Annotated in this window: 19 protein-coding genes; 9 read left to right on the top strand and 10 right to left on the bottom strand. The window is 67.9% G+C overall.

Annotated elements, in window-relative coordinates; all coding sequences use genetic code 11:
- Positions 1-10: 10 nt before the first annotated feature.
- The 5 genes from parC to lepB are packed head-to-tail and all read right to left on the bottom strand — an operon-like array spanning position 11 to position 5,290.
- Positions 11-2,251, bottom strand: coding sequence for a DNA topoisomerase IV subunit A (parC, locus tag ACE3O8_RS01975; protein WP_374386223.1), 2,241 nt, complete (start codon positions 2,249-2,251; stop codon positions 11-13).
- Positions 2,252-2,261: 10 nt separating this feature from the next.
- Positions 2,262-2,993 (bottom strand): DNA repair protein RecO, encoded by a 732-nt coding sequence (recO, locus tag ACE3O8_RS01970; RefSeq protein ID WP_374386221.1) that lies wholly within the window; start codon positions 2,991-2,993, stop codon positions 2,262-2,264.
- 15 nt (positions 2,994-3,008) lie between these two features.
- On the bottom strand, positions 3,009-3,917 hold the full coding sequence (era, locus tag ACE3O8_RS01965; RefSeq protein ID WP_374386219.1) for a GTPase Era: 909 nt from the start codon (positions 3,915-3,917) through the stop codon (positions 3,009-3,011).
- On the bottom strand, positions 3,901-4,569 hold the full coding sequence (rnc, locus tag ACE3O8_RS01960; RefSeq protein ID WP_374386217.1) for a ribonuclease III: 669 nt from the start codon (positions 4,567-4,569) through the stop codon (positions 3,901-3,903). The genes era and rnc overlap by 17 nt, the downstream gene beginning before the upstream one ends.
- Entirely contained in the window at positions 4,562-5,290 is a 729-nt protein-coding gene (lepB, locus tag ACE3O8_RS01955; RefSeq protein ID WP_374386216.1) for a signal peptidase I, read from the bottom strand. The genes rnc and lepB overlap by 8 nt, the downstream gene beginning before the upstream one ends.
- Before the next feature lie 100 nt (positions 5,291-5,390).
- Here lepB and pgi point away from each other — a divergent pair, with 100 nt between their 5' ends.
- Positions 5,391-6,914 carry a glucose-6-phosphate isomerase gene (gene pgi / locus ACE3O8_RS01950; RefSeq protein WP_374386214.1) on the top strand — a complete coding sequence of 508 codons (1,524 nt, stop codon included), beginning with the start codon at positions 5,391-5,393 and terminating at the stop codon, positions 6,912-6,914.
- Here the strand turns inward: pgi and ACE3O8_RS01945 are convergent.
- Positions 6,911-7,522 carry an HAD family hydrolase gene (locus tag ACE3O8_RS01945; RefSeq protein ID WP_374386212.1) on the bottom strand — a complete coding sequence of 204 codons (612 nt, stop codon included), beginning with the start codon at positions 7,520-7,522 and terminating at the stop codon, positions 6,911-6,913. The genes pgi and ACE3O8_RS01945 overlap by 4 nt on opposite strands.
- 35 nt (positions 7,523-7,557) lie before the next feature.
- Complete coding sequence (ykgO, locus tag ACE3O8_RS01940; protein WP_004210176.1) at positions 7,558-7,683, bottom strand: type B 50S ribosomal protein L36; 126 nt, start codon at positions 7,681-7,683, stop codon at positions 7,558-7,560.
- Positions 7,684-7,814: 131 nt separating this feature from the next.
- On the opposite strand from ykgO, the gene ACE3O8_RS01935 reads away from it, so the two are divergent.
- The 5 genes from ACE3O8_RS01935 to ACE3O8_RS01915 all read left to right on the top strand — a co-directional run bounded on the left by ACE3O8_RS01935 (position 7,815) and on the right by ACE3O8_RS01915 (position 11,919).
- Positions 7,815-8,948, top strand: a complete 1,134-nt coding sequence (locus ACE3O8_RS01935; protein ID WP_374386206.1) for a M14-type cytosolic carboxypeptidase — start codon at positions 7,815-7,817, stop codon at positions 8,946-8,948.
- A gap of 28 nt (positions 8,949-8,976) precedes the next feature.
- Positions 8,977-9,660 (top strand): 2,3-diphosphoglycerate-dependent phosphoglycerate mutase, encoded by a 684-nt coding sequence (gene gpmA / locus ACE3O8_RS01930; protein ID WP_374386204.1) that lies wholly within the window; start codon positions 8,977-8,979, stop codon positions 9,658-9,660.
- Positions 9,661-9,740: 80 nt separating this feature from the next.
- Complete coding sequence (gene purE, locus ACE3O8_RS01925) at positions 9,741-10,196, top strand: 5-(carboxyamino)imidazole ribonucleotide mutase (protein WP_374386242.1); 456 nt, start codon at positions 9,741-9,743, stop codon at positions 10,194-10,196.
- Complete coding sequence (locus ACE3O8_RS01920; RefSeq protein ID WP_374386240.1) at positions 10,193-11,269, top strand: 5-(carboxyamino)imidazole ribonucleotide synthase; 1,077 nt, start codon at positions 10,193-10,195, stop codon at positions 11,267-11,269. Before purE ends, ACE3O8_RS01920 begins: the two co-directional genes overlap by 4 nt.
- Before the next feature lie 62 nt (positions 11,270-11,331).
- On the top strand, positions 11,332-11,919 hold the full coding sequence (locus ACE3O8_RS01915) for a tetratricopeptide repeat protein (protein ID WP_374386202.1): 588 nt from the start codon (positions 11,332-11,334) through the stop codon (positions 11,917-11,919).
- A gap of 4 nt (positions 11,920-11,923) precedes the next feature.
- Here the strand turns inward: ACE3O8_RS01915 and ACE3O8_RS01910 are convergent, their stop codons facing one another.
- Positions 11,924-12,979, bottom strand: a complete 1,056-nt coding sequence (locus ACE3O8_RS01910) for a DUF2855 family protein (protein ID WP_374386200.1) — start codon at positions 12,977-12,979, stop codon at positions 11,924-11,926.
- Between the two features lie 117 nt (positions 12,980-13,096).
- Here ACE3O8_RS01910 and ACE3O8_RS01905 point away from each other — a divergent pair, with 117 nt between their 5' ends.
- Complete coding sequence (locus tag ACE3O8_RS01905) at positions 13,097-13,453, top strand: SnoaL-like domain-containing protein (RefSeq protein ID WP_374386198.1); 357 nt, start codon at positions 13,097-13,099, stop codon at positions 13,451-13,453.
- A 73-nt stretch (positions 13,454-13,526) separates the two neighbouring features.
- Here the strand turns inward: ACE3O8_RS01905 and ACE3O8_RS01900 are convergent, their stop codons facing one another.
- The gene (locus ACE3O8_RS01900) at positions 13,527-13,991 is read right to left on the bottom strand and encodes an Hsp20 family protein (protein WP_374386196.1); all 465 of its coding nucleotides are present in this window, start codon (positions 13,989-13,991) and stop codon (positions 13,527-13,529) included.
- 235 nt (positions 13,992-14,226) lie between these two features.
- Here ACE3O8_RS01900 and alaS point away from each other — a divergent pair, with 235 nt between their 5' ends.
- Positions 14,227-16,890 (top strand): alanine--tRNA ligase, encoded by a 2,664-nt coding sequence (gene alaS / locus ACE3O8_RS01895; protein WP_374386194.1) that lies wholly within the window; start codon positions 14,227-14,229, stop codon positions 16,888-16,890.
- Between the two features lie 2 nt (positions 16,891-16,892).
- Complete coding sequence (locus ACE3O8_RS01890; RefSeq protein ID WP_374386192.1) at positions 16,893-18,422, top strand: Ppx/GppA family phosphatase; 1,530 nt, start codon at positions 16,893-16,895, stop codon at positions 18,420-18,422.
- On the opposite strand, the gene rnd is transcribed toward ACE3O8_RS01890, so the two are convergent.
- Positions 18,316-19,605: a ribonuclease D gene (rnd, locus tag ACE3O8_RS01885; protein WP_374386190.1), complete on the bottom strand. Its 1,290-nt coding sequence runs from the start codon at positions 19,603-19,605 to the stop codon at positions 18,316-18,318. The two genes, ACE3O8_RS01890 and rnd, sit on opposite strands and share 107 nt — an antisense overlap.
- Between the last annotated feature and the right edge of the window lie 63 nt (positions 19,606-19,668).

Raw genomic sequence — 19,668 nt, 5'->3', positions numbered from 1 at the left:
GTTCGGCCTTCTACTGGAAGCGGTTGTCTTTCGGGAATCCCTGCGGCGGCAGGCGGCCTGCGGCGGCCCGGCTGCCCAGCCATGGCGTCAGATCGGATTCGGTGCGGGTGCGCGCGGATTCGCCCTGGAGTTTCCAGCTGAGGCCATCGGCCGGGTTCAGGGTGATGAGGTCGGCAAGGCCGCCATCCTTGTATTTCTGCAGCGCCACGCCCTGACCGCGCGACATTTCCGGCAGGCCTTCCAGCGGGAAGATCAGCAGCTTGCGGTTGTCCCCGATGATGGCGACATGGGTATGGCCTTCGCCCACCACCCGGATATGGGTGAATTTCGCATCGCCCTTCAGGTTCATCACCTGCCGGCCTTTCCGGGTTTCGGCCAGCAGTTCGTCTGCGTTGGCGAGGAAGCCGCGCCCGTCGGATGCGGCGAGCAGCAGCTTCAGGCCGGGCTTCGCGGGGAAGGCGTCGATCACCTCTTCGCCGGAGGGGAAATCCACCATCAGGGTGACGGGCTCACCAAAGCCGCGACCGCCGGGCAGATCGTTGGCGTGAAGGGTGAAGAAGCGCCCGCCGGAGGCCGCCAGCAGGATCCGGTCTGTCGTTTCGGCGTGGAAGGCGCGGGCAAGGCCGTCGCCCTCCTTGAACTTCAGGCCATCGAGCGCATTCAGGTCTGCATGGCCCTTCTGGGCGCGGACCCAGTTGCGCTGGGAGAGGATGATGGTGACCGGCTCGCGCTCGATCATCGATTCCCGGCTGAGGGCGACCGCCTGCGGGGCATTGGCGAAGATCGAGCGGCGATGGCCGAGCGGCGTGTCGCGGCCATAGTCTTTCGAGAGGGCTGCGAGCTGCTTTTTCAGCACGGTGCGCTGGCGGGCCGTGGAATTCACGAGCGCGTCGAGGTCGGCCTGTTCGGCGCTGAGCTTTTCCTGTTCGCGGCGGAGTTCCATTTCCTCCAGCCGTCGGAGCGACCTGAGGCGCATGTTGAGGATGGCTTCGGCCTGCCGCTCGGTCAGCTGGAAGCGCGCCATCAGCACCGGCCTCGGCTCGTCCTCTGTGCGGATGATGCGGATCACCTCATCGAGGTCGAGATAGGCGATGATGTAGCCGGCGAGCAGTTCCAGCCTGTCCGCGATCTCCGCGAGCCGGTGACGGCTGGCCTTCACCAGCACATCCTGCCGGTGATCGAGCCAGGCCTGGAGGAGGGCGCGCAGACCCAGCACGCGCGGCGTGCGATCGGGCATCAGCACGTTGAGGTTGATGGAGATGCGGGTTTCAAGATCGGTCAGCCGGAACAGGCTTTCCATCAGCTGGGTGGGATCGACGTTGCGCGACTTCGGCTCCAGCACGAGGCGGATGTGGGCGTCGCTTTCGTCGCGGACATCTTCCAGGATCGGCAGTTTCTTGTCGGCGATCAGCTGGGCGATCTGCTCGATCAGCTTGGATTTCTGCACGGCCCAGGGGATTTCGCTGATCACGATCGCCCAGGTGCCGCGGCCCAGATCCTCCTGAACCCAGCGGGCGCGCAGGCGGACGGCGCCGCGCCCCGTCGCATAGGCTTCGATCAGGCTTTCGCGCGGCTCCACGATGACGCCGCCGGTCGGGAAATCGGGGCCGGGCATCAGCGCCATCAGGTCTGCGAGATTGGCGGCGGGATCGTCGATGAGGAGGGTGGCGGCGGCTGCAATTTCCGCGACATTGTGCGGCGGGATGCTGGTGGCCATGCCCACCGCGATCCCCGTGGCGCCATTTGCCAGCAGGTGCGGGAAGGCGGCCGGGAACACCTCCGGCTCTTCCTCCTCGCCATTGTAGGTGGGGCGGAAGGGGACGGTTTCATCGTCCACGCCTTCCATCAGCAGGATGGCGGCGCGCGTCAGCCGGGCCTCGGTATAACGCATGGCGGCGGCGTTATCGCCATCGATATTGCCGAAATTGCCCTGGCCTTCGACCAGCGGGTAGCGCAGCGCGAAATCCTGCGCGAGGCGGACCATGGCATCATAGACGGCGGTGTCGCCATGCGGGTGATATTTGCCGATCACGTCGCCGACCACGCGGGCGCATTTCTTGGGCGCGGAAGCCGGATCGAGCTTGAGCAGGCGCATTGCCCACAGCAGGCGGCGGTGGACGGGCTTCAGCCCGTCGCGCACATCCGGCAGCGAGCGCGCCGTGATCGTGCTGAGGGCATAGACGAGATAGCGTTCGGAAAGAGCCGCATCGAAAGGTGTCTCGATGATTCCGGGCTCGGCAGTTTCGGTCATGCCGGCGGGTTTAGAGGGGCGCGCGCGCGCTGCCAATGGCCCGCCTGCGCAAAGCGTCGCGGGTTTCGCCGATCAGCCAGTGGCGGGCGAGGAAATGGGCCGACAGCGCAAGCGCTTCCGCCGCTTCCGCGCCGGTTGCGGGGCCGCCCGACAGCAGGAAGCGGGGCAGCGGCAGCAACTGCGCGGCCCAGGGCTGGTCGGCCGATTTCGCCCGGCTGACCGCGCGGCCGGTGCGCGGGCTGACGAAGGCCAGGTCGGATGCGTCCCCGCCGAGCGCGCAGGCGGCGAGGTCGAGGCCGAAGCCCTCCTCCTCCAGCAGCAGCAGTTCATAGCGGGCAAGGCCGGCGCGGGCGGCGGTTTCGTCCATGCCGGCGGCAAGGCCCGCCAGCAGGGCATCCAGCGCGGCGGCGAGGCGGGGGTGCGGCACTGCCTCTGCCAGCGCCGTCGCCGTCAGGTTCGACAGCCAGGCCAGCATCGCCGCCGATTGCGGCTGGAAGGCGAGAAGCGCGCGGCTTTCCACCAGCTCGACACCGGCGCCGGGCAGCTGCCCTTCGGCGCGCGCGCGCAGGCTGAGAGCGACGCGGTTGCCGGGGTGGAGCAGGGCGCGCCGGGCCTTGCCGCGCGCGCCGGGCACATAACCGGCCCGCAATCCCCCCTGCATCGCCAGGAAGCGGACGACGGCGCCGTTTTCGCCATGCGGAAGGGCCGTGAGGACGAGGGCTTCATCCTCGAAGCCGAGCATCGGGCCTGTCCTGCCTCAGTCCACCCAGTCTATGCCGAGGTCGCGCCAGGTGTGGCGGTCGTCGGCCCAGCCGGGCTTCACCTTCACATGCAGGAACAGGTGGACGGGCCGGCCCAGCAGCTCTGTCATTTCCTTGCGCGCCGCCTCTCCGATTGCTTTCACCCGCGATCCGCGCGCGCCGACGACGATGGCCTTCTGGCTGTCGCGCTCGACGAGGATCTGGGCATGGACGGCGGCCGATCCGTCGGGCCTCTCCTCGAACTTCTCGATCACGACGGCGGTGGAATAGGGGAGTTCCTGCCCCAGTTGCAGGAACAGCTGCTCGCGAACCAGCTCTGCCGACATCATGCGGGCGGGTGCGTCCGACAGCTGCTCTTCCGGGAACAGCCAGGGCCCCTGCGGCACGGCGGCGGCGAGCGCGCGCTTCAGATCGGCCACGCCGTCTCCGGTGAGGGCGGAGATCATGAAGGTTTCGGCAAACGGCGCGATGGCGTTGGTTTCCGCAACCAGCGCCAGCAGCTTCGCCTTGTCTGCCTGATCCACCTTGTTCAGCACCAGCCAGCGCGGTTCGGGGCGCTGGGCGACGGTTTCCAGCACCGCCCGCACCTCTTCGCGGAGGCCGGCCTTCGCATCGACGATGGCGAGCAGGACATCGGCGTCGGCCGCGCCTTCCCAGGCATTCTGCACCATGGCGCGATCCAGCCGGCGGCGGGGCTGGAACACGCCGGGCGTATCCACCAGCAGCAGCTGGGCGTCGCCCTCGAGCGCGACGCCCGTGAGGCGGACGCGGGTTGTCTGCACCTTGGGGCTGACGATGGCGACCTTCTGGCCGACGATCGCGTTGACGAGGGTGGATTTGCCGGCGTTGGGCGCGCCGATCAGCGCAACGACGCCGCAGCGGGTGATGTTATCGGGCATGGGCATCCAGGAAGGCGCGCGCGGCGGCGGTTTCGGCATCCTGCTTCGAGCTGCCTTCCGCCTCGACGGAGGAAAGGCCGGCGATCGCCAGCTCGACGCGGAAGCGGGGGGAGTGATGCGGGCCGGTGCGGCCCAGCAGGGTATAGACCGGCACCTTCAGATTCTTTGCCGCGGCCCATTCCTGAAGCCGCATCTTCGGGTGCTTGGGCGCTTCCGCGACGGTGCTGACCTCGGGCGCCCACAAGCGACGGATCATCGCCCGCGCATCGTTCACGCCGCGATCGAGATAGACCGCGCCGATCAGCGCCTCCATCACGTCGCCCAGGATGTTGTCGCTGTTCGCGCCGCCGTCCGCGCGGGCCTGCTGGCCGAGCTTCACGACTTCGGGGATGCCGATTTCCCGCGCGACGCGGGCGCAGACTTCGCGGCTGACGAGCTGATGAAACCGGCGCGTCAGCTTGCCCTCGGGCTCTCCGGGGAACTGCACATAGAGCCAGTCCGCGATCACGGCGCCCAGGATACGGTCGCCCAGGAACTCGAGCCGTTCATAATTGTCGGCCCCGACGCTCTTGTGGGTGAGGGCGCTGTTGAGCAGGGCCTGATCCTGGAAGGCGGCGCCAAGCGCGCCTTCGGCCCAGGCGGAGAGCGGATCAGTCAACGGCTGTTCCGATCCGGTTCCAGCGCAGGCCGCCTTCATAGGAGAGGAAGATGCGGGAGGCGCGGCCGATGACGCGCGATTCCGGCACGAAGCCGAGGCCGCCGTCTTCCGGGCGGACGCGGCTGTCGGCGGAGCGGCCGCGATTGTCGCCCAGCACGAACAGCTGGCCGGCGGGCACGCGGACGGGGCCATAATTGGCGAACGGGCCTTCCGCCTTGCCCTGCACGATATGCGCGCGGCCATCCGGCAGCCCTTCCCGGCAGGTTCCGGGCGCATCGGGCGGGCAGGGCAGAGGCTGGCCGTTCAGCAGCACGAGGCCCTGCCGCAGTTCCACCTGATCTTCCCCGCGCGCGATCACGCGCTTTACATAGTCCCGCCCGTCGGGCCCGACAAATGCGATCACGTCGCCATGGCGGATGTGCCGGCCGAACAGGCGCATGTCCTCTTCCGGGGAGAGCGCCGAGCCGGGCGCGATCGGGAGGGACGCGAGCGACCAGCCGTAGGCGCGCTTGTCCACCAGGATGAAGTCGCCCGCCTGGAGCGTGGGGGCCATCGAGCTGGAGGGGATGGCGAAGGGCTGGATCAGCAGGGTGCGGACCAGAAGGCCCAGCAGCAGCGCCGCGCCGACGATCTTCAGGATCGGCATCAGCCAGACGGCCAGCCGCTCGCTGCCGGCGAGGTGCCGGGCGCGGGCGGCTTCGATGGCGTCTGCACTGTCCATGCCGGTTTCGCGTGGAGGCGGTGCAACAGAGTGTCAAGTCCGGAGGCGGTAGCGCACTGCCGGAGTCGCGCGCGGAAATTCTTTCGGCTAGGACAGGCGCATGCTGCCTCATCAGACCGATGCCTGGGCCGCGCTGGCGGATCTTGCCGCTGCGCCCGCCTCCCCGATCGCCAGCCTGTTCGCGACGGAGCCTCGCAGGCTGGAGGCCCTGACGCCGACGGTGGAGGGCATCCGGTTCGACTTTTCCAAGCTGCCGCTGACGCTGGCGCAGCTGCAGGCGCTGGCGGCGCTGGCGGCAGAGGCGGGCCTTCCGGAGTGGCGGCGGAAAATGGCTGGCGGCGAGGTGGTGAACGGCAGCGAAGGGCGGGCGGCGACGCACATGGCGCTGCGCGACCCTGCGCGGCGCGGCGAGCAGGCGGCTCTGCTGGAGACGGCCGCGCGCATCCGCGCCGGTGCGCTGGGGCCTGTGCGGCATGTGATCCATATCGGCATCGGCGGCTCTGCGCTGGGGCCGCAGCTGCTGGTGGATGCGCTGGGCGCCGGGGCGGATGGGCCCGAGGTGCATGTGGCCGCCAACATCGACGGCGCAGCACTGGCGCGCGCGTTCGACGCCTGTGACCCTGCGGAAACGTTGCTGATCGCGGTGTCCAAGACCTTCACGACGCAGGAGACGCTGACCAACCTGGCGTCGGCGCTGAACTGGCTGGCGGCCAATGGCGTGGCGGATCCCATCAGCCGGGTGGTTGCGGTGACGGCCGCGCCCGACAAGGCGAAGGCGAAGGGCATTTCCGAGATCCTGCCGTTCGCGGACTCCGTGGGCGGCCGCTATTCGCTGTGGTCGGCCGTGGGGCTGCCGCTGGCGATCCGCTGCGGGCCGGCGGCGTTCGAGGCGCTGCTGGACGGCGCGGCTGCGATGGACAGGCACTTCCTGAAGACACCGCTGGGCGCGAACGCGCCGGTGATGGCCGCAATGGCCGACGTGTGGCAGGCCTGTTTCCTGAAGAAGCCGACCCGCGCCATCTTTGCCTATGACGAACGGTTGCGGCTGCTGCCGCCCTATCTGCAGCAGCTGGAGATGGAATCGAACGGCAAGTCCGTCGCCCGCGACGGCACGCCCCTGCCATTCCCGACGGCGGCCATCAGCTGGGGCGGTACGGGGACGGATGCGCAGCATGCGGTGTTCCAGCTGCTGCACCAGGGAACGCATGCCGATCCGATCGAGTTCGTGGCGGTGGCGACACCGGGACATGGGCTGGATCCGATCCACCACCGGCTGCTGCTGGCGAACTGCTTCGCGCAGGGCGCCGCGCTGCTGAAGGGGCGGACACAGGCCGAGGCGCTGGCCGAAGCCGGGGGCGATGCGGCGCTGGCGCGCGCGAAGGGATTTCCCGGAAACCGCGGCTCTGCCACCATCCTGATCGACCGGTTGACTCCGGACCGGCTGGGGGCGTTGCTGGCCTTTTACGAGGCGCGGACGTTCAGCGCGGCGGTGATGATGGGGGTGAACCCCTTCGATCAGTGGGGCGTGGAGCTGGGCAAGCAGGTGGCGAACAGGCTGTCGGCCGGGGAGACGGGCGGGTTCGACCCTTCGACCGAGGCGCTGATGAAGGCCGCCGGGCTCTAGGCGAGAAGGTCGAGCGCCTTCAGCTCTGCCTTGAGGGCGTCCGCGCCGGTGAAATGATGGGCGAGCCAGCCGGCGGCGCGGGCAGCTTCGACATTGGCGGCATTGTCGTCGACGAAGATCGCTTCGCCGTCACCCAGGCCAAAGCGGCTGCGGGCGAGCGCGTAGATGGCGGGATCGGGCTTCATCAGCCGTTCGTGGCCGGACACCACGACATCGCGGAACAGATCGAAAAGCGGGGCTGTCGGCCGGAAGCGATCCCAGAATTCGCCGGAAAAATTGGTGATGCCATATTGCGGCACGCCGCCTGCGGCCAGCGCCCGGACCAGATCATGGGTGCCGGGAATCGGGCCGGGGATGGTTTCCAGCCAGCGCGGGCCATAGGCGGCGATCAGCCCGGCTTCGGCGGGGTGCGCCGCGATGAGTTCGACGGAGGTTTCCGCGAAGGGGCGGCCGGCATCATGCTGGAAGTGCCAGGCGCGCGTGACCACGTTCGACAGGAACCAGTCCAGCCGATCCGTATCGGGGATCAGCTTCGCATAGAGGAAGCGGGGATCCCAATCATAGAGAACATGCCCGACGTCCCACACGACGGCGCGGGGACGCGGCATGTCGACAGACCCTTTTGCAAGGCCCGAGGGCGGGTTCAGCCCTGGCGCGCCTTGAAGCGGCGGTTCGTCTTGTTGATGACATAGGTGCGGCCGCGGCGGCGGATCACACGGTTGTCACGGTGCCGCCCCTTGAGCGACTTGAGGCTGTTACGGATCTTCATCTTGCTTCCCCGGGGGATTCGAAATTGAGCGGCGCGCATAAGGGGCGGGCGGCGCAAAGTCAATCGGCGGGCCGATCCGCGAGCGGGCCGGACTGGCAAGGCGGGCGCGGCGCTGCTAGGCGGCTTGACCCATGGGGATCAGCATCAGCTCTGCCTTTGATTCGGGCAACATCCGCGTGCTGGGCCAGACCGGCCCGCATCATTTCGCGCTGGCGATCAATGTCGATGCCGGGGGCGAATTCTTCCAGTGGTTCCACTTCCGCGTGGCGGGCGCGAAAGGCGTGCCGCTGACGCTGGACATCACGGGGCTGGAAAAATCCGCCTATCCGGGCGGCTGGCCGGATTATCAGGCGCGGGTTTCGGCAGACCGGCAAAGCTGGCTGCAGGCCGAGACGAGCTATAATGCGGGCGAGGCCGAGGGCACGCTGACCATCCGGGTGACGCCGGATTCCGACCTGCTGTGGGTCGCCTATTTCGCGCCCTATTCCAACGAACGGCATCTGGACCTGATTGCGCGCATGGCGATGCAGCCGGGCGTTTCGGCAAGCGTGCTGGGGCATTCGCTGGACGGGCGGCCGATCGACTGCCTGGAACTGGGCGAGGGAGCGAAGCAGGTGTGGCTCTATGCCCGCCAGCATCCGGGCGAGACGATGGCTGAGTGGTGGATGGACGGCGCGCTGGAGGAGCTGGTGGACCCGGCCTCTCCGCTGGCGCGGACGCTGCGGGCGAAGGCGCGCTTTCACATCGTGCCGAACATGAACCCGGACGGCGCCTTTCGCGGCTATCTGAGGACGAATGCGGCCGGTGCGAACCTGAACCGCGAATGGGCCGCGCCCACGGCGGAGCGGTCGCCCGAAGTGCTGTGCGTGCGTGGCCGGATGGACGAGACGGGCGTGGATTTCGCGCTGGACGTGCATGGCGACGAGGCGCTGCCGCACAATTTCATCGCAGGCTTCGAAGGCGTTCCGGTCGTGACCAACCGGCAGCTGGACCTGCTGGAGCGGTATAAATCCGCCCTTTCCCGCCACAATGCCGAATTCCAGACGCGGATCGGCTATCCCGTCACGCCGCCGGGCAAGGCCAACCTTGCCATGTCCACCAACCAGCTGGCGCATCGCTTCGGCTGTGTGTCTGCGACGCTGGAGATGCCGTTCAAGGATTCAGCGGACCTGCCCGATCCGGCGGTTGGCTGGTCCCCGGCGCGCAGCCGCCACCTGGGGCGGGCCTGCCTGTCGGCGCTGGCGGACATCATCGACGATCTCTGACACCTGATTTTGACAACAAGGGTTTGAAATGGCGCAACTTGTACTGATCCGCCACGGCCAGTCGGCGTGGAACCTGGAAAACCGCTTCACCGGCTGGTGGGATGTGAACCTGACGGAGAAGGGCATCGCCGAGGCGAAGGCCGCCGGGGCCGCGCTGAAGGCGGCCGGCCATGATTTCGACGCCTGCTTCACCAGCGTGCAGACCCGCGCGATCAAGACCCTGAACCTGGTGCTTGAGGAGATGGGCCGCCTGTGGCTGCCGGTGACGAAGGACTGGCGCTTCAACGAGCGGCACTATGGCGGGCTGACGGGCCTGGACAAGGCCGAGACGGCGGCGAAGCATGGCGACGAACAGGTGAAGATCTGGCGGCGCAGCTTCGACGTGCCGCCGCCCCTGCAGGAAAAGGGCAGCGCGTTCGATGTTTCGACCGACCGGCGCTATGCCGGTATCCCGATCCCGCAGACGGAAAGCCTGAAGGACACGATCGCCCGCGCGCTGCCCGCCTATGAAGAGCTGGTGGTGCCGCAGCTGAAGGCGGGGAAGCGGGTGGTGATCGCCGCGCACGGCAATTCGCTGCGGGCGCTGGTGAAGCATCTGTCCGGCATTTCGGATGCCGACATCGTGTCGTTCGAGATCCCGACCGGCGTGCCGATCCTCTATACGCTGGATGCCGATCTGAAGGCGACGGACCGGCGCTTCCTGAGCCTGTGAGGCTTGCCAATGGGGCCATGCGCCCTTAGGGCGCGTTTTTTGCCGGGGATGGGCTTGTGACGGCTTTGGTTGGGATCATCATGGGCAGCGCGTCGGACTGGGAGACGATGCGCCACGCCGCCGAAACGCTGGACGCGCTGACGGTGCCGCACGAGGTGAAGATCGTGTCGGCGCACCGCACGCCGCGCCGGATGGTCGCCTATGCCGAAAGCGCGGCGGATCGCGGGCTGAAGCTGATCATCGCCGGGGCCGGGGGCGCCGCGCACCTGCCCGGCATGGTCGCCAGCCTGACGCATCTGCCCGTGCTGGGCGTGCCGGTGCAATCAGCCGCGCTGTCCGGGCAGGATTCGCTGCTGTCGATCGTGCAGATGCCGGCGGGCATCCCGGTGGGCACATTGGCGATCGGCAAGGCGGGGGCGATCAATGCCGCGCTGCTGGCCGCTTCCATCCTGGCGATCACCGATGCCGATCTTGCGGCGCGGTTGCGGGCCTGGCGGCAGGCGCAGACCGACGCGGTTGCGGATTCGCCTCTCTGATGGCGATCCTGCCCGGCGCGACCATCGGGATATTGGGCGGCGGCCAGCTGGGCCGGATGCTGGCGCTGGCGGCGGCGCCCCTGGGCTATCGCGTGCATGTGTTCGCGCCGGAGGGCGAGGCTGTCGCATCCGAGGTGGCGGCGGCGGAAACGCGGGCCGGATATTCGGACGAGGCGGCGCTGGCGCGGTTCGCGGCGGATTGCGACGTGATCACCTACGAGTTCGAGAATGTGCCGTCTGCGACGGTCGCCTTCCTTGAGGCGCTGAAGCCCGTGCGCCCCGGCCATGCCGCGCTGGACGTGGCGCAGGACCGGCTTTCGGAAAAGCAGTTCGTCGAGGCGCTGGGCGGCCGCACGGCGCCCTATCGCACGGTGGAGACACTGGCCGAGCTGGAGGCGGGGCTGGCGGAGCTGGGGGCGCCCGCGATCCTGAAAACGCGCCGCTTCGGCTATGACGGCAAGGGGCAGGCCCGGATCGGATCGACGGCGGAGGCGGCCGAGGCCTTTGCGTCCGTGGGGGGCAAGGGGCTGATCCTGGAAGGGTTCGTGCGGTTCGACGCCGAATTCTCCATCCTGGTTGCCCGCTGCCCGCGCGGGCGGGAGGTGCATTATCCCGCCTGCCTGAATGTGCATGAGGATGGCATCCTTTCCCGCACCACGATCCCGGCCGAGGGCATCGACCCGGGCCACCTGGATGCGGCGACGGCGCTTGTCGTCAGGATCGCGGATGCACTGGATTATGTGGGCGTGCTGGCCTGCGAGTTTTTCGCGACCGAAAACGGGCCTGTCTTCAACGAGATGGCGCCGCGCGTGCACAACAGCGGGCACTGGACGATCGAGGGCGCGGAAACATCGCAGTTCGAGCAGCATGTGCGGGCGATCTGCGGCCTGCCGCTGGGGCCGGTGGGCCTGACGGCGCCGCTGGTGGAAATGCGCAACCTGCTGGGCGACAGCTCTGCCGAGTGGGGCCGGATCCTGGCCGATCCGACGGCCCATCTGCACCTCTATGGCAAGCGCGATGCGGTGCCGGGGCGCAAGATGGGGCATGTGACGCGGCTGCTGCCGCAGCCATAGCTCTGGCGGCTGCGGCCGGATGTGATATTCTGCGCCACGGAAGACCGTGGGAGGATCGATCCATGACCAAGACGCCTTGGAGAGGGCTGCTGGTCGCGGCCGCGCTGGCCGCAACGGGCAGCGGAACGGCTGCCGATGCCGCCGCCACCATATTGGGCGGCAGCTCGGCCGGGCGGGACTGTTATCTGGCCGCCGAATTCAAGCGGGAGACGAAGGCGAGCCTGGACACCTGTTCCCGCGCGCTGGACCTGGATTCGCTGAACCGGCGCGACCGCGCCGCGACGCTGGTGAACCGGGGCATCATCCACATGCAGGCGCGCGATCTGGAGAACGCCGTGGCCGATTACCGGTCGGCCATCGCAATGGACCCGGCGCTTGCCGAGGCGCATGTGAATCTGGGCATCGCGCTGCTGCACCGGGGCGGGCAGGATCAGGCCGCCATCGATTCCCTGACGCGCGCGCTGGAAATGAAGCCCGACAGGCCGGAAGTCGCCCTCTACACACGGGCCGTCGCGCACGAGATGCTGGGCAATGTGCGCGAGGCCTATGAGGATTATGCCGCCGCCGCCGCGCTGGCGCCGGAATGGAAGGAGCCGGCGGAGCAGCTGAAGCGCTTTTCGGTGGAGCGGCGCAAGACCGAGCGGGGATAGGCGCTCAGGGCCGCCAGATCAGGCCCGTGCTGGGCGGCACCTTGTTCGCGAGCAGGCGGTTGAAGCCTTCGGTATAGCCTGAAGGGCCGCTGCTGCTTTCCACGTGCAGCCAGGCGGGCGTGGTGGCAAGGAAATCGGCCATGCTCTGCGCCAGTTCGGCATCGAACGCCTGGGGGCCGATCTGCCGGGCGCGCGCTTCCCAATGGGTGGGGGCGAAGAACAGGGCAGGTTGGGGGCCTTCCAGCGGCTCGTCGGCGGTTTGGTTCCAGTTGGTGTCGCCTACGATATGGCTGGCGGCGAGGCCCTTCAGATGGCGGTGCAGCCGCGCCTTCAAACGGGCGTTGCCGGAGAAATCGACGAGGACGGACGGGGTTGCCGGGTCGAGCGACTCAATCGCATCATAGGCGAGGACCTGGCTGTAGAAGCCGGTCTGTTCCACGAAGCCCCTGTTGGCTTCGGAAGTGAGGCCGATGGGCGCATGGCCGGCCTGTTTCAGGTTCCAGGCAGTGGCGAGCGCGGTTTTCGACGAGGCGCTGGTGAGGAGAACCTGCCGCCCGGCGGCCAGATCCGGCGCGAGGCTGTGCGCCAGCACGAAGCCCGTGCCGTAGAGCGGCTGGAACAGGGCGACGAGCGGCTCTGCCTGGGCGGGCACATTCGGGGTGGGGCGATAGCTGTTGTACACAGGGGCAAGCGCCTGCCGGTGATCGGCGAGATCGGAGAAGCCGCCCGCCTTTACCGGGCCGGGCCTGAGCCTGAGATGCGTGGCGGAGGGCCAGTAGCCGAACAGGCGCAGGCCTTCTGCGATGCCGGCCGCCCGGCTCTGGATCACGGTGCCATAGCCCCACACAGGCACGATGCCGCGATCCGGTTCCGAGGCGGGGAAGAAGTTCCAGTAGTGGAGCGGGGCGCCGCCGTGCACGGCATAGGTGATGTTGTTCGAGGTGAGCGCGGCGAGATCGACGCGGGCGATGAGTTCGCCTTCGGCAGCCGCAAGGTCGATCGCGACCTGCCGCTGATTTGCAAGATCTGACCGGCTGACTTCGATGGAATAGCCACTCATGTCGACGAACTCCCTCTTCCCGATATTGCGACGCTATCGGAATTGCAGGAAACTGCACCCCCCTGATTGAAAAGGGGCGGTCGGGGGGCCGTGCTGGACCAAGGCGGGAGAGGGGCGATGAAAGACGATGTGCGTGCGATAGCGGCCGACTATGCGGCCATGGTGGCGGCCGGCCATATGGACGAGGCCGCGATGAAGCACTGGGCCGACGATCTGGTGACGATCGAGGCGATGCCGGGCGAGATGGATCGGACCGAGGGCAAGGCAGCGGCGGTCGCCAAGGCGGAATGGTGGTATGCCAATCACGAGATCCACGGGTTCCGGTCGGAAGGGCCGTTCGTGAACGGCGACAGCTTCCTGCTGGTGATGGACATCGACGTGACACCGAAGGGCGGCGAGCGCATGCAGATGCGCGAAGTCGTGGGCTATCGCGTGGCCGGCGGCAAGGTGGTGGAAGAGCGCTATTACTATTGAAGAAGGGGCCGGTCGCCCGGCCCCTTCGATTGCAGACCGCCTGCGGGATCAGGCGGCAGGCCGCCGTGCAAGATCAGGCGGCTTCGCCGTCGATCACGGGCGTGTCGTTCGCGCCGATCTCCACCTTGCGCGGCTTCTTGTGCTCGGGCACTTCGCGCTTCAGGTCGATGTTGAGAAGGCCGTGCTCGAACGAGGCGTTCGTCACCTTGATGACGTCGGCCAGCTGGAAGCGGCGCTCGAACGCGCGCTTGGCAATGCCGCGATGCAGGAAGGTGCGTTCGGCCGGCTGCACTTCATCGGCGGCCTTGCCGGTGACGACCAGGGTGTTTTCCTGCACCGTGATGTCCAGCTCTTCGCGGGTGAAGCCGGCGACGGCCATGGTGATGCGATAGGCGTCGTCGCCCAGCTTCTCGATATTGTAGGGCGGGAAGCTGGTGTCGCCTTCGGCGGCGCGGGCCACGCTGTCGATCAGGCGGTTGAGGTTTTCAAAGCCGATCGAGGAACGGAGCAGGGGGGTGAAATCGAAGTTCGTACGCATGGATCGCCATCCTTTCAAAGCAATGGTCATGTGGTGCCCGCCGGTTGGCCGGGCTTTCGTGGGGCGCGGCCCCCGGAGGCTGCCGCTGTCCACGATGGGGAATCTGGGATAGGGAACAGGGGTTTCAAGGGGGGTGGGGCGGTGCTGCACTTGCGCGGCTGCCGTGCGGCCCCCTAATGGGCGCCTGAGACAGCGACCGGGCCCACGGCCCGCGTATCACGGAATAGCGAGAGCCATGACTTCGACTGCCGACATCCGGGCATCCTTCCTCGACCATTTCGCGAAAAATGGTCATGCGCTGGTGCCATCCGCGCCGCTGGTGCCGCAGAACGACCCGACGCTGATGTTCGTGAACGCCGGCATGGTGCCGTTCAAGAATGTGTTCACGGGGCTGGAATCCCGGCCCTACACGACCGCGACTTCCAGCCAGAAGTGCGTGCGCGCGGGCGGCAAGCACAACGACCTCGACAATGTGGGCTATACGGCGCGCCACCATACCTTCTTTGAAATGCTGGGGAATTTTTCCTTCGGTGACTATTTCAAGGATCAGGCGATCACGCTGGCCTGGGATCTGCTGACGGGCACATGGGGCCTGCCGAAGGACAGGCTGACGGTTACCGTTTATCATACGGACGACGAGGCGTTCGCGCTGTGGAAGAAGATTGCGGGCCTGCCCGACGAGCGGATCATCCGCATCCCGACGAGCGACAATTTCTGGTCCATGGGCGACACCGGCCCCTGCGGGCCATGTTCCGAAATCTTTTATGACCATGGCGCGCACATTCCCGGCGGCCCCCCCGGCTCGCCGGACGAGGATGGCGACCGCTTTGTCGAAGTGTGGAACCTGGTGTTCATGCAGTTCGATCAGCAGCCGGACGGAACCCGGCTGAACCTGCCCAAGCCTTCGATCGACACCGGAATGGGGCTGGAGCGGATCGCGGCCGTGCTGCAGGGCACGCACGACAATTTCGAGATCGACATCTTCAAGCAGCTGATCGGCGAATCCGCCGCGCTGACGAAAACGCCGACGGACGCGGTGAACACCCGTGCCTCTCACCGGGTGATCGCGGACCATCTGCGGTCCGCCGGGTTCCTGGTGGCCGACGGCGTGCTGCCCGCCAACGAGGGGCGCGGCTATGTGCTGCGGCGGATCATGCGCCGCGCCATGCGCCATGCGCACCTGCTGGGGGCGAGCGAGCCCCTGATGCACCGGCTGGTGCCGGCGCTGGTGAGCAGCATGGGCGGGGCTTTCCCCGAACTGGTGCGGGCGCAGCCGCTGATCGCGGAAACGCTGAAGCTGGAGGAAACCCGTTTCCGCCAGACGCTGCAGAACGGGCTGAAGCTGCTGGACGATGCGACCGCCGGGCTGAAGCCGGGTGCGGTGCTGCCGGGCGATGTCGCCTTCCGCCTGTATGACACCTATGGCTTCCCCTATGACCTGACAGAGGACGCGCTGAAGGCGCAGGGGCTGGGCGTGGATCGCGCGGGATTCGACGCCAGCATGGCCGAGCAGAAGGCGCGCGCACGTGCCGCCTGGGCAGGTTCGGGCGCGAACGCCACCGACAGCCTGTGGTTCGATCTGGCCGAAAAGCTGGGGGCGACGGATTTCATCGGCTATTCGACGACCGGCGCGGAAGGCGCGATCGTCGGGCTGGTGAAGGACGGCGCAGAGGTTGCCGAAGCGCAGGCCGGCGACGAGCTGGTGATCCTGACCAACCAGACGCCCTTCTATGCCGAAAGCGGCGGGCAGGTGGGCGACACCGGCGTGATTTCCGTGGGCGACGCGCGGTTCGAGGTGGCTGACACGCAGAAGCCGTTGGGCAAGCTGCATGCGCATTCGGGCAAGCTGGTTTCGGGCACGCTGAAGCTGGGCGATGCCGTGCAGCTGAAGGTGGACGCCGAGCGGCGGGCGGCCGTGAAGGCCAACCATTCGGCCACCCACCTGATGCATGCGGCGCTGCGCCGCGTGCTGGGCGGGCATGTGAGCCAGAAGGGCTCGCTGGTGGCGCCGGACAAGCTGCGGTTCGATTTTTCGCACCAGAAGCCCATGACGGCCGAGGAAATTGCTGCGGTCGAGGCTGAGGTGAATGCGGAAATCCGCGCCAACCTGCCGGTGGGCACCCGACTGATGACGCCGGATGCCGCGATCGAGGCGGGGGCGCTGGCGCTGTTCGGCGAGAAATATGGCGACGAGGTGCGGGTGCTTTCGATGGGCCGTGCGGCCGATACGGGGCGCAGCTTTTCGGTGGAACTGTGCGGCGGCACCCATGTGAACGCGACCGGCGACATCGCGCTGTTCCGCATCGTGTCGGAAAGCGCCGTTTCCTCTGGCGTGCGGCGGATCGAGGCGCTGACGGGCGTGGAGGCGCTGAAGCATCTGGTGGCGCAGGAAAATCTGCTGAAGGCGACGGCCGCCAGCGTGAAGGCGCGGGTTGAGGATGTGCCGGAGCGGGTGGCGGCGCTGGCCGACACGGTGAAGAAGCTGGAGCGCGAACTGGCGGACGCGAAGAAGGCGCTGGCGCTGGCCGGGCCGGGGCAGGCCGCCGAGGTGGCGCCGGAGCAGCTGGGCGACGTGCCTTTCCTGGGCCGGGTGATCGACGACCTGGATCCGAAGGAACTGCGCGGCCTGCTGGACGAAGAGAAGCAGCGCCACGGATCGGGCGTGTTCGCTATCGTGGCGACGCGCGACGGGCGGGCCTCCATCGCGGTATCGGTGTCTGCCGATCTGGCGGGCAAGGCCAATGCCGTTGATCTGGTGCGCGCAGGCGTGGCGGCACTGGGCGGGCAGGGCGGCGGCGGCCGGCCCGACATGGCGCAGGGCGGCGGGCCGGATGCGGCGAAAGCGGCAGAGGCGATCCAGGCGGTGAAGGCCGCCATCGCCCAAGCCGTCGCGGCCTGACGGTGGCGACGGTCGCGGTTCCGCCGGGCGAGGCCTCCCTTGTGGCCCACGCCAGCCCGCGGATCGCGATCATCGACATCGGTTCGAACTCTGTCCGCCTTGTCGTTTACAAGGGGCTGACGCGCACGCCGGCGGTTCTGTTCAACGAGAAGGTGATGGCCGGGCTGGGCAAGGGCCTGGCGCCGGGCGGCCGGCTTTCGGACGAATCCATGGACATCGCGCTGGCGGCGCTCGCCCGCTTTGCGCTGCTGTGCGACTCCATGGGGGTGGACAGCCTGCGGGCCGTTGCAACCGCTGCCGTTCGGGATGCCGCGAACGGCCCCGCCTTCGTGGCCCGGATCGCGGAGCTGACGGGCATCCAGGTGGAGATCATCGACGGCGAGACGGAAGCGCGCGGCGCCGCCTATGGCGTGATCGCTGGCATTCCGGATGCCGACGGCGTGGTGGGTGACCTGGGCGGCGGATCGCTGGAGCTGGTGCGGATCGCCGGCGGCGAGGTGCATGAGCGGCTGTCGCTGCCGCTGGGCTCGCTGCGGCTGGACGCCTTCCGCAAGAAGGGCCGGCGCGAGCTGGTCAGCCGGATCGACGAGGGGCTGAACGGACTGGGCTGGGCCGCGCTTGGCAAGGGGCTGCCCTTTTATGCGGTCGGCGGCAGCTGGCGGGCGCTGACGCAGCTGTACATGCACCAGACGGACTGGCCGCTGCCGGTGACGCATCAGCACATCCTGCCCGCCGACGCTCCGGAGCGGCTGGTGCGGACGCTGGCGCATATTTCGCTGAAATCGCTGAAGGATGTGCCGTCCATCTCGTCCTCGCGCGTGCCGCAGCTGCCGGGTGCGGCGGCGATGCTGCGGGCGGTGACGAAGCGGCTTGGCAGCTGCTGCATCGTGAGTTCCGCCTATGGGCTGCGCGAAGGGCTGCTGTATCAGGCGCTGTCGCCCGCGGCGCGGCGGCAGGATCCGCTGCTGTCTGCCGCGCGCGAGGCGGCGGACCGCATGGGCCGCTTTTCAGACGGCAGCGACGCCGATGTGGGCGAGGCGCTGCTGACCTTTTCCGATACGCTGTTCCCTGAGGAAGCGCCCGATCTGCGGCGGATCCGCCATGCGGCCTGCTTGCTGGCTGATACCGCCTGGCGCGCCCACCCCGACATGCGCGCGGAAGACGGCATGGACCTGGCGCTGCACGGCACCTGGGTGGGGATCGACGCTGCCGGGCGGGCGATGCTGGCAACGGCGCTGTGGGTGGTGAACGGCGGGGCGCTGCCCGGCAACGGAACCGATGTTCTGGGGCAGCTGGCCGGCCCGGATCAGCTGGCGCTGGCCCGGCTGTGGGGCCTTGCGCTGCGGCTGGGGCAAAGGCTGGGCGGCGGCGCGGCGGACGGGCTGCGCGAGGCCGCGCTTGCCCGCGAGCCGGGCGCGCTCGTCCTCAGCCTGCCGCGCGCCGCCGAGGCGCTCTACGCCGATTCGGTTCTGCGGCGGCACCGTTATCTGGCGCAGGCACTGGGGCTGGAACCGAAACTTCGTCTTCGCTGACGTCGGGTGCTTCGTCTTCGACGGGTTGCAGCGGCTGCATCCTGAGCTTGCCGTTCCGCACCGAGAATCCGAGCCGGCCTTCCACCAGCGCAAGGGCGTCTTCCCCGAATTGCTGGCGGCGCCAGCCCGAGAGGATCGGCAGGCCTTCGCGCACGCCGGCGGCCAGCGCCTCCATCTCTTCGGAGCGGGCGACGAGCTTCGGCGCGACGCCGCTTTCCTTGGCGCGGATCTTCAGCAGCAGCTTCAGAAGGTCTGCGATCAGAGAGGCATCGGTGGAAAGGCCGGGGCGATTTTCCCGCGGCGGCATCTCTTCGTCCGACAGGGGTTCTGCCGCAGCGATGGCCGCGAGCAGCCGCTGACCGATCGCGTTCGTCGTCCAGCTGGTGGAGAGGCCGCGCACCTTGCCCAGATCAGACTGGCTGACGGGCGGCGCGGCGGCGAGATCGGCCAGCGTCTCGTCCTTCACGATGCGGCCGCGCGGCACATTCTTGTCGCGGGCCTCAAGTTCCCGCCAGCGGGCGAGCGCCTTCAGGCGGCCGAGCACTTCCGGCTTGCGGTTCGGCAGCTTCAGCCGCTGCCAGGCGGTATCCGGGTTCACGACATAGTTGGACGGGTCCGACAGGCGGGCCATTTCCTCGTCCAGCCATTCGCCGCGCCCGGTCTTGCGCAGTTTGGTGAGCATCCGGGGGAACAGCTGGGACAGATAGGTGACGTCGCCGATGGCATAATGGATCTGCCGGTCCGACAGCGGGCGGCGCGCCCAGTCGGTGAAGCGGGCGCCCTTGTCGATCTGATGGCCGGTGAAATGGGCGACGAGATTGGCGTAGCTGACCTGCTCCCCCATCCCCATCGCCATAGCGGCGATCTGGGTGTCGAACAGGGGGAAGGGCACTTTTCCGGTGAGATTCATGAAAATCTCGATGTCCTGACCGCCCGCATGCAGGACTTTCAGGATCGATTCGTCTGACAGCAGCTGGAGAAAGGGTGTGAGATCGAGACCTTCGGCCAGCGGATCGATCGCGAACGCATCCTCGACAGAGGCGAGCTGAATCAGGCAAAGCTCTGGATAATAAGTGCTTTCCCGCATGAATTCGGTATCGACGCAAACGATGTCATGCTGTTTCAACCGGCCGATGAGCCGGGCGAGTGTTTCACTGTCTGTGACGAGCGGATGAATTTGCATGGATGCCCGATAGCGGCAGGATGCGTGCTTGACAAAAGGGTGGCCTTGGCCTTGACCCCCCGC

The sequence above is a fragment of the Sandaracinobacter sp. genome, from assembly GCF_041909755.1.
In the GTDB taxonomy this organism is placed as follows: Bacteria; Pseudomonadota; Alphaproteobacteria; order Sphingomonadales; family Sphingomonadaceae; genus Sandaracinobacteroides.
Note: the sequence above shows the minus strand (reverse complement) of the source record. Positions and strands in the feature narration are given on the sequence as shown.

Excerpts from the sequence above, each read along its gene's own strand:
- parC (WP_374386223.1), bottom strand. The coding sequence starts at position 2,251 with ATGACCGAAACTGCCGAGCCCGGAATCATCGAGACACCTTTCGATGCG.
- recO (WP_374386221.1), bottom strand. The coding sequence starts at position 2,993 with ATGCTCGGCTTCGAGGATGAAGCCCTCGTCCTCACGGCCCTTCCGCAT.
- era (WP_374386219.1), bottom strand. The coding sequence starts at position 3,917 with ATGCCCATGCCCGATAACATCACCCGCTGCGGCGTCGTTGCGCTGATC.
- lepB (WP_374386216.1), bottom strand. The coding sequence starts at position 5,290 with ATGGACAGTGCAGACGCCATCGAAGCCGCCCGCGCCCGGCACCTCGCC.
- pgi (WP_374386214.1), top strand. The coding sequence starts at position 5,391 with ATGCTGCCTCATCAGACCGATGCCTGGGCCGCGCTGGCGGATCTTGCC.
- ACE3O8_RS01945 (WP_374386212.1), bottom strand. The coding sequence starts at position 7,522 with ATGCCGCGTCCCCGCGCCGTCGTGTGGGACGTCGGGCATGTTCTCTAT.
- ykgO (WP_004210176.1), bottom strand. The coding sequence starts at position 7,683 with ATGAAGATCCGTAACAGCCTCAAGTCGCTCAAGGGGCGGCACCGTGAC.
- ACE3O8_RS01935 (WP_374386206.1), top strand. The coding sequence starts at position 7,815 with ATGGGGATCAGCATCAGCTCTGCCTTTGATTCGGGCAACATCCGCGTG.
- gpmA (WP_374386204.1), top strand. The coding sequence starts at position 8,977 with ATGGCGCAACTTGTACTGATCCGCCACGGCCAGTCGGCGTGGAACCTG.
- purE (WP_374386242.1), top strand. The coding sequence starts at position 9,741 with ATGGGCAGCGCGTCGGACTGGGAGACGATGCGCCACGCCGCCGAAACG.
- ACE3O8_RS01915 (WP_374386202.1), top strand. The coding sequence starts at position 11,332 with ATGACCAAGACGCCTTGGAGAGGGCTGCTGGTCGCGGCCGCGCTGGCC.
- ACE3O8_RS01910 (WP_374386200.1), bottom strand. The coding sequence starts at position 12,979 with ATGAGTGGCTATTCCATCGAAGTCAGCCGGTCAGATCTTGCAAATCAG.
- ACE3O8_RS01905 (WP_374386198.1), top strand. The coding sequence starts at position 13,097 with ATGAAAGACGATGTGCGTGCGATAGCGGCCGACTATGCGGCCATGGTG.
- ACE3O8_RS01900 (WP_374386196.1), bottom strand. The coding sequence starts at position 13,991 with ATGCGTACGAACTTCGATTTCACCCCCCTGCTCCGTTCCTCGATCGGC.
- alaS (WP_374386194.1), top strand. The coding sequence starts at position 14,227 with ATGACTTCGACTGCCGACATCCGGGCATCCTTCCTCGACCATTTCGCG.
- rnd (WP_374386190.1), bottom strand. The coding sequence starts at position 19,605 with ATGCAAATTCATCCGCTCGTCACAGACAGTGAAACACTCGCCCGGCTC.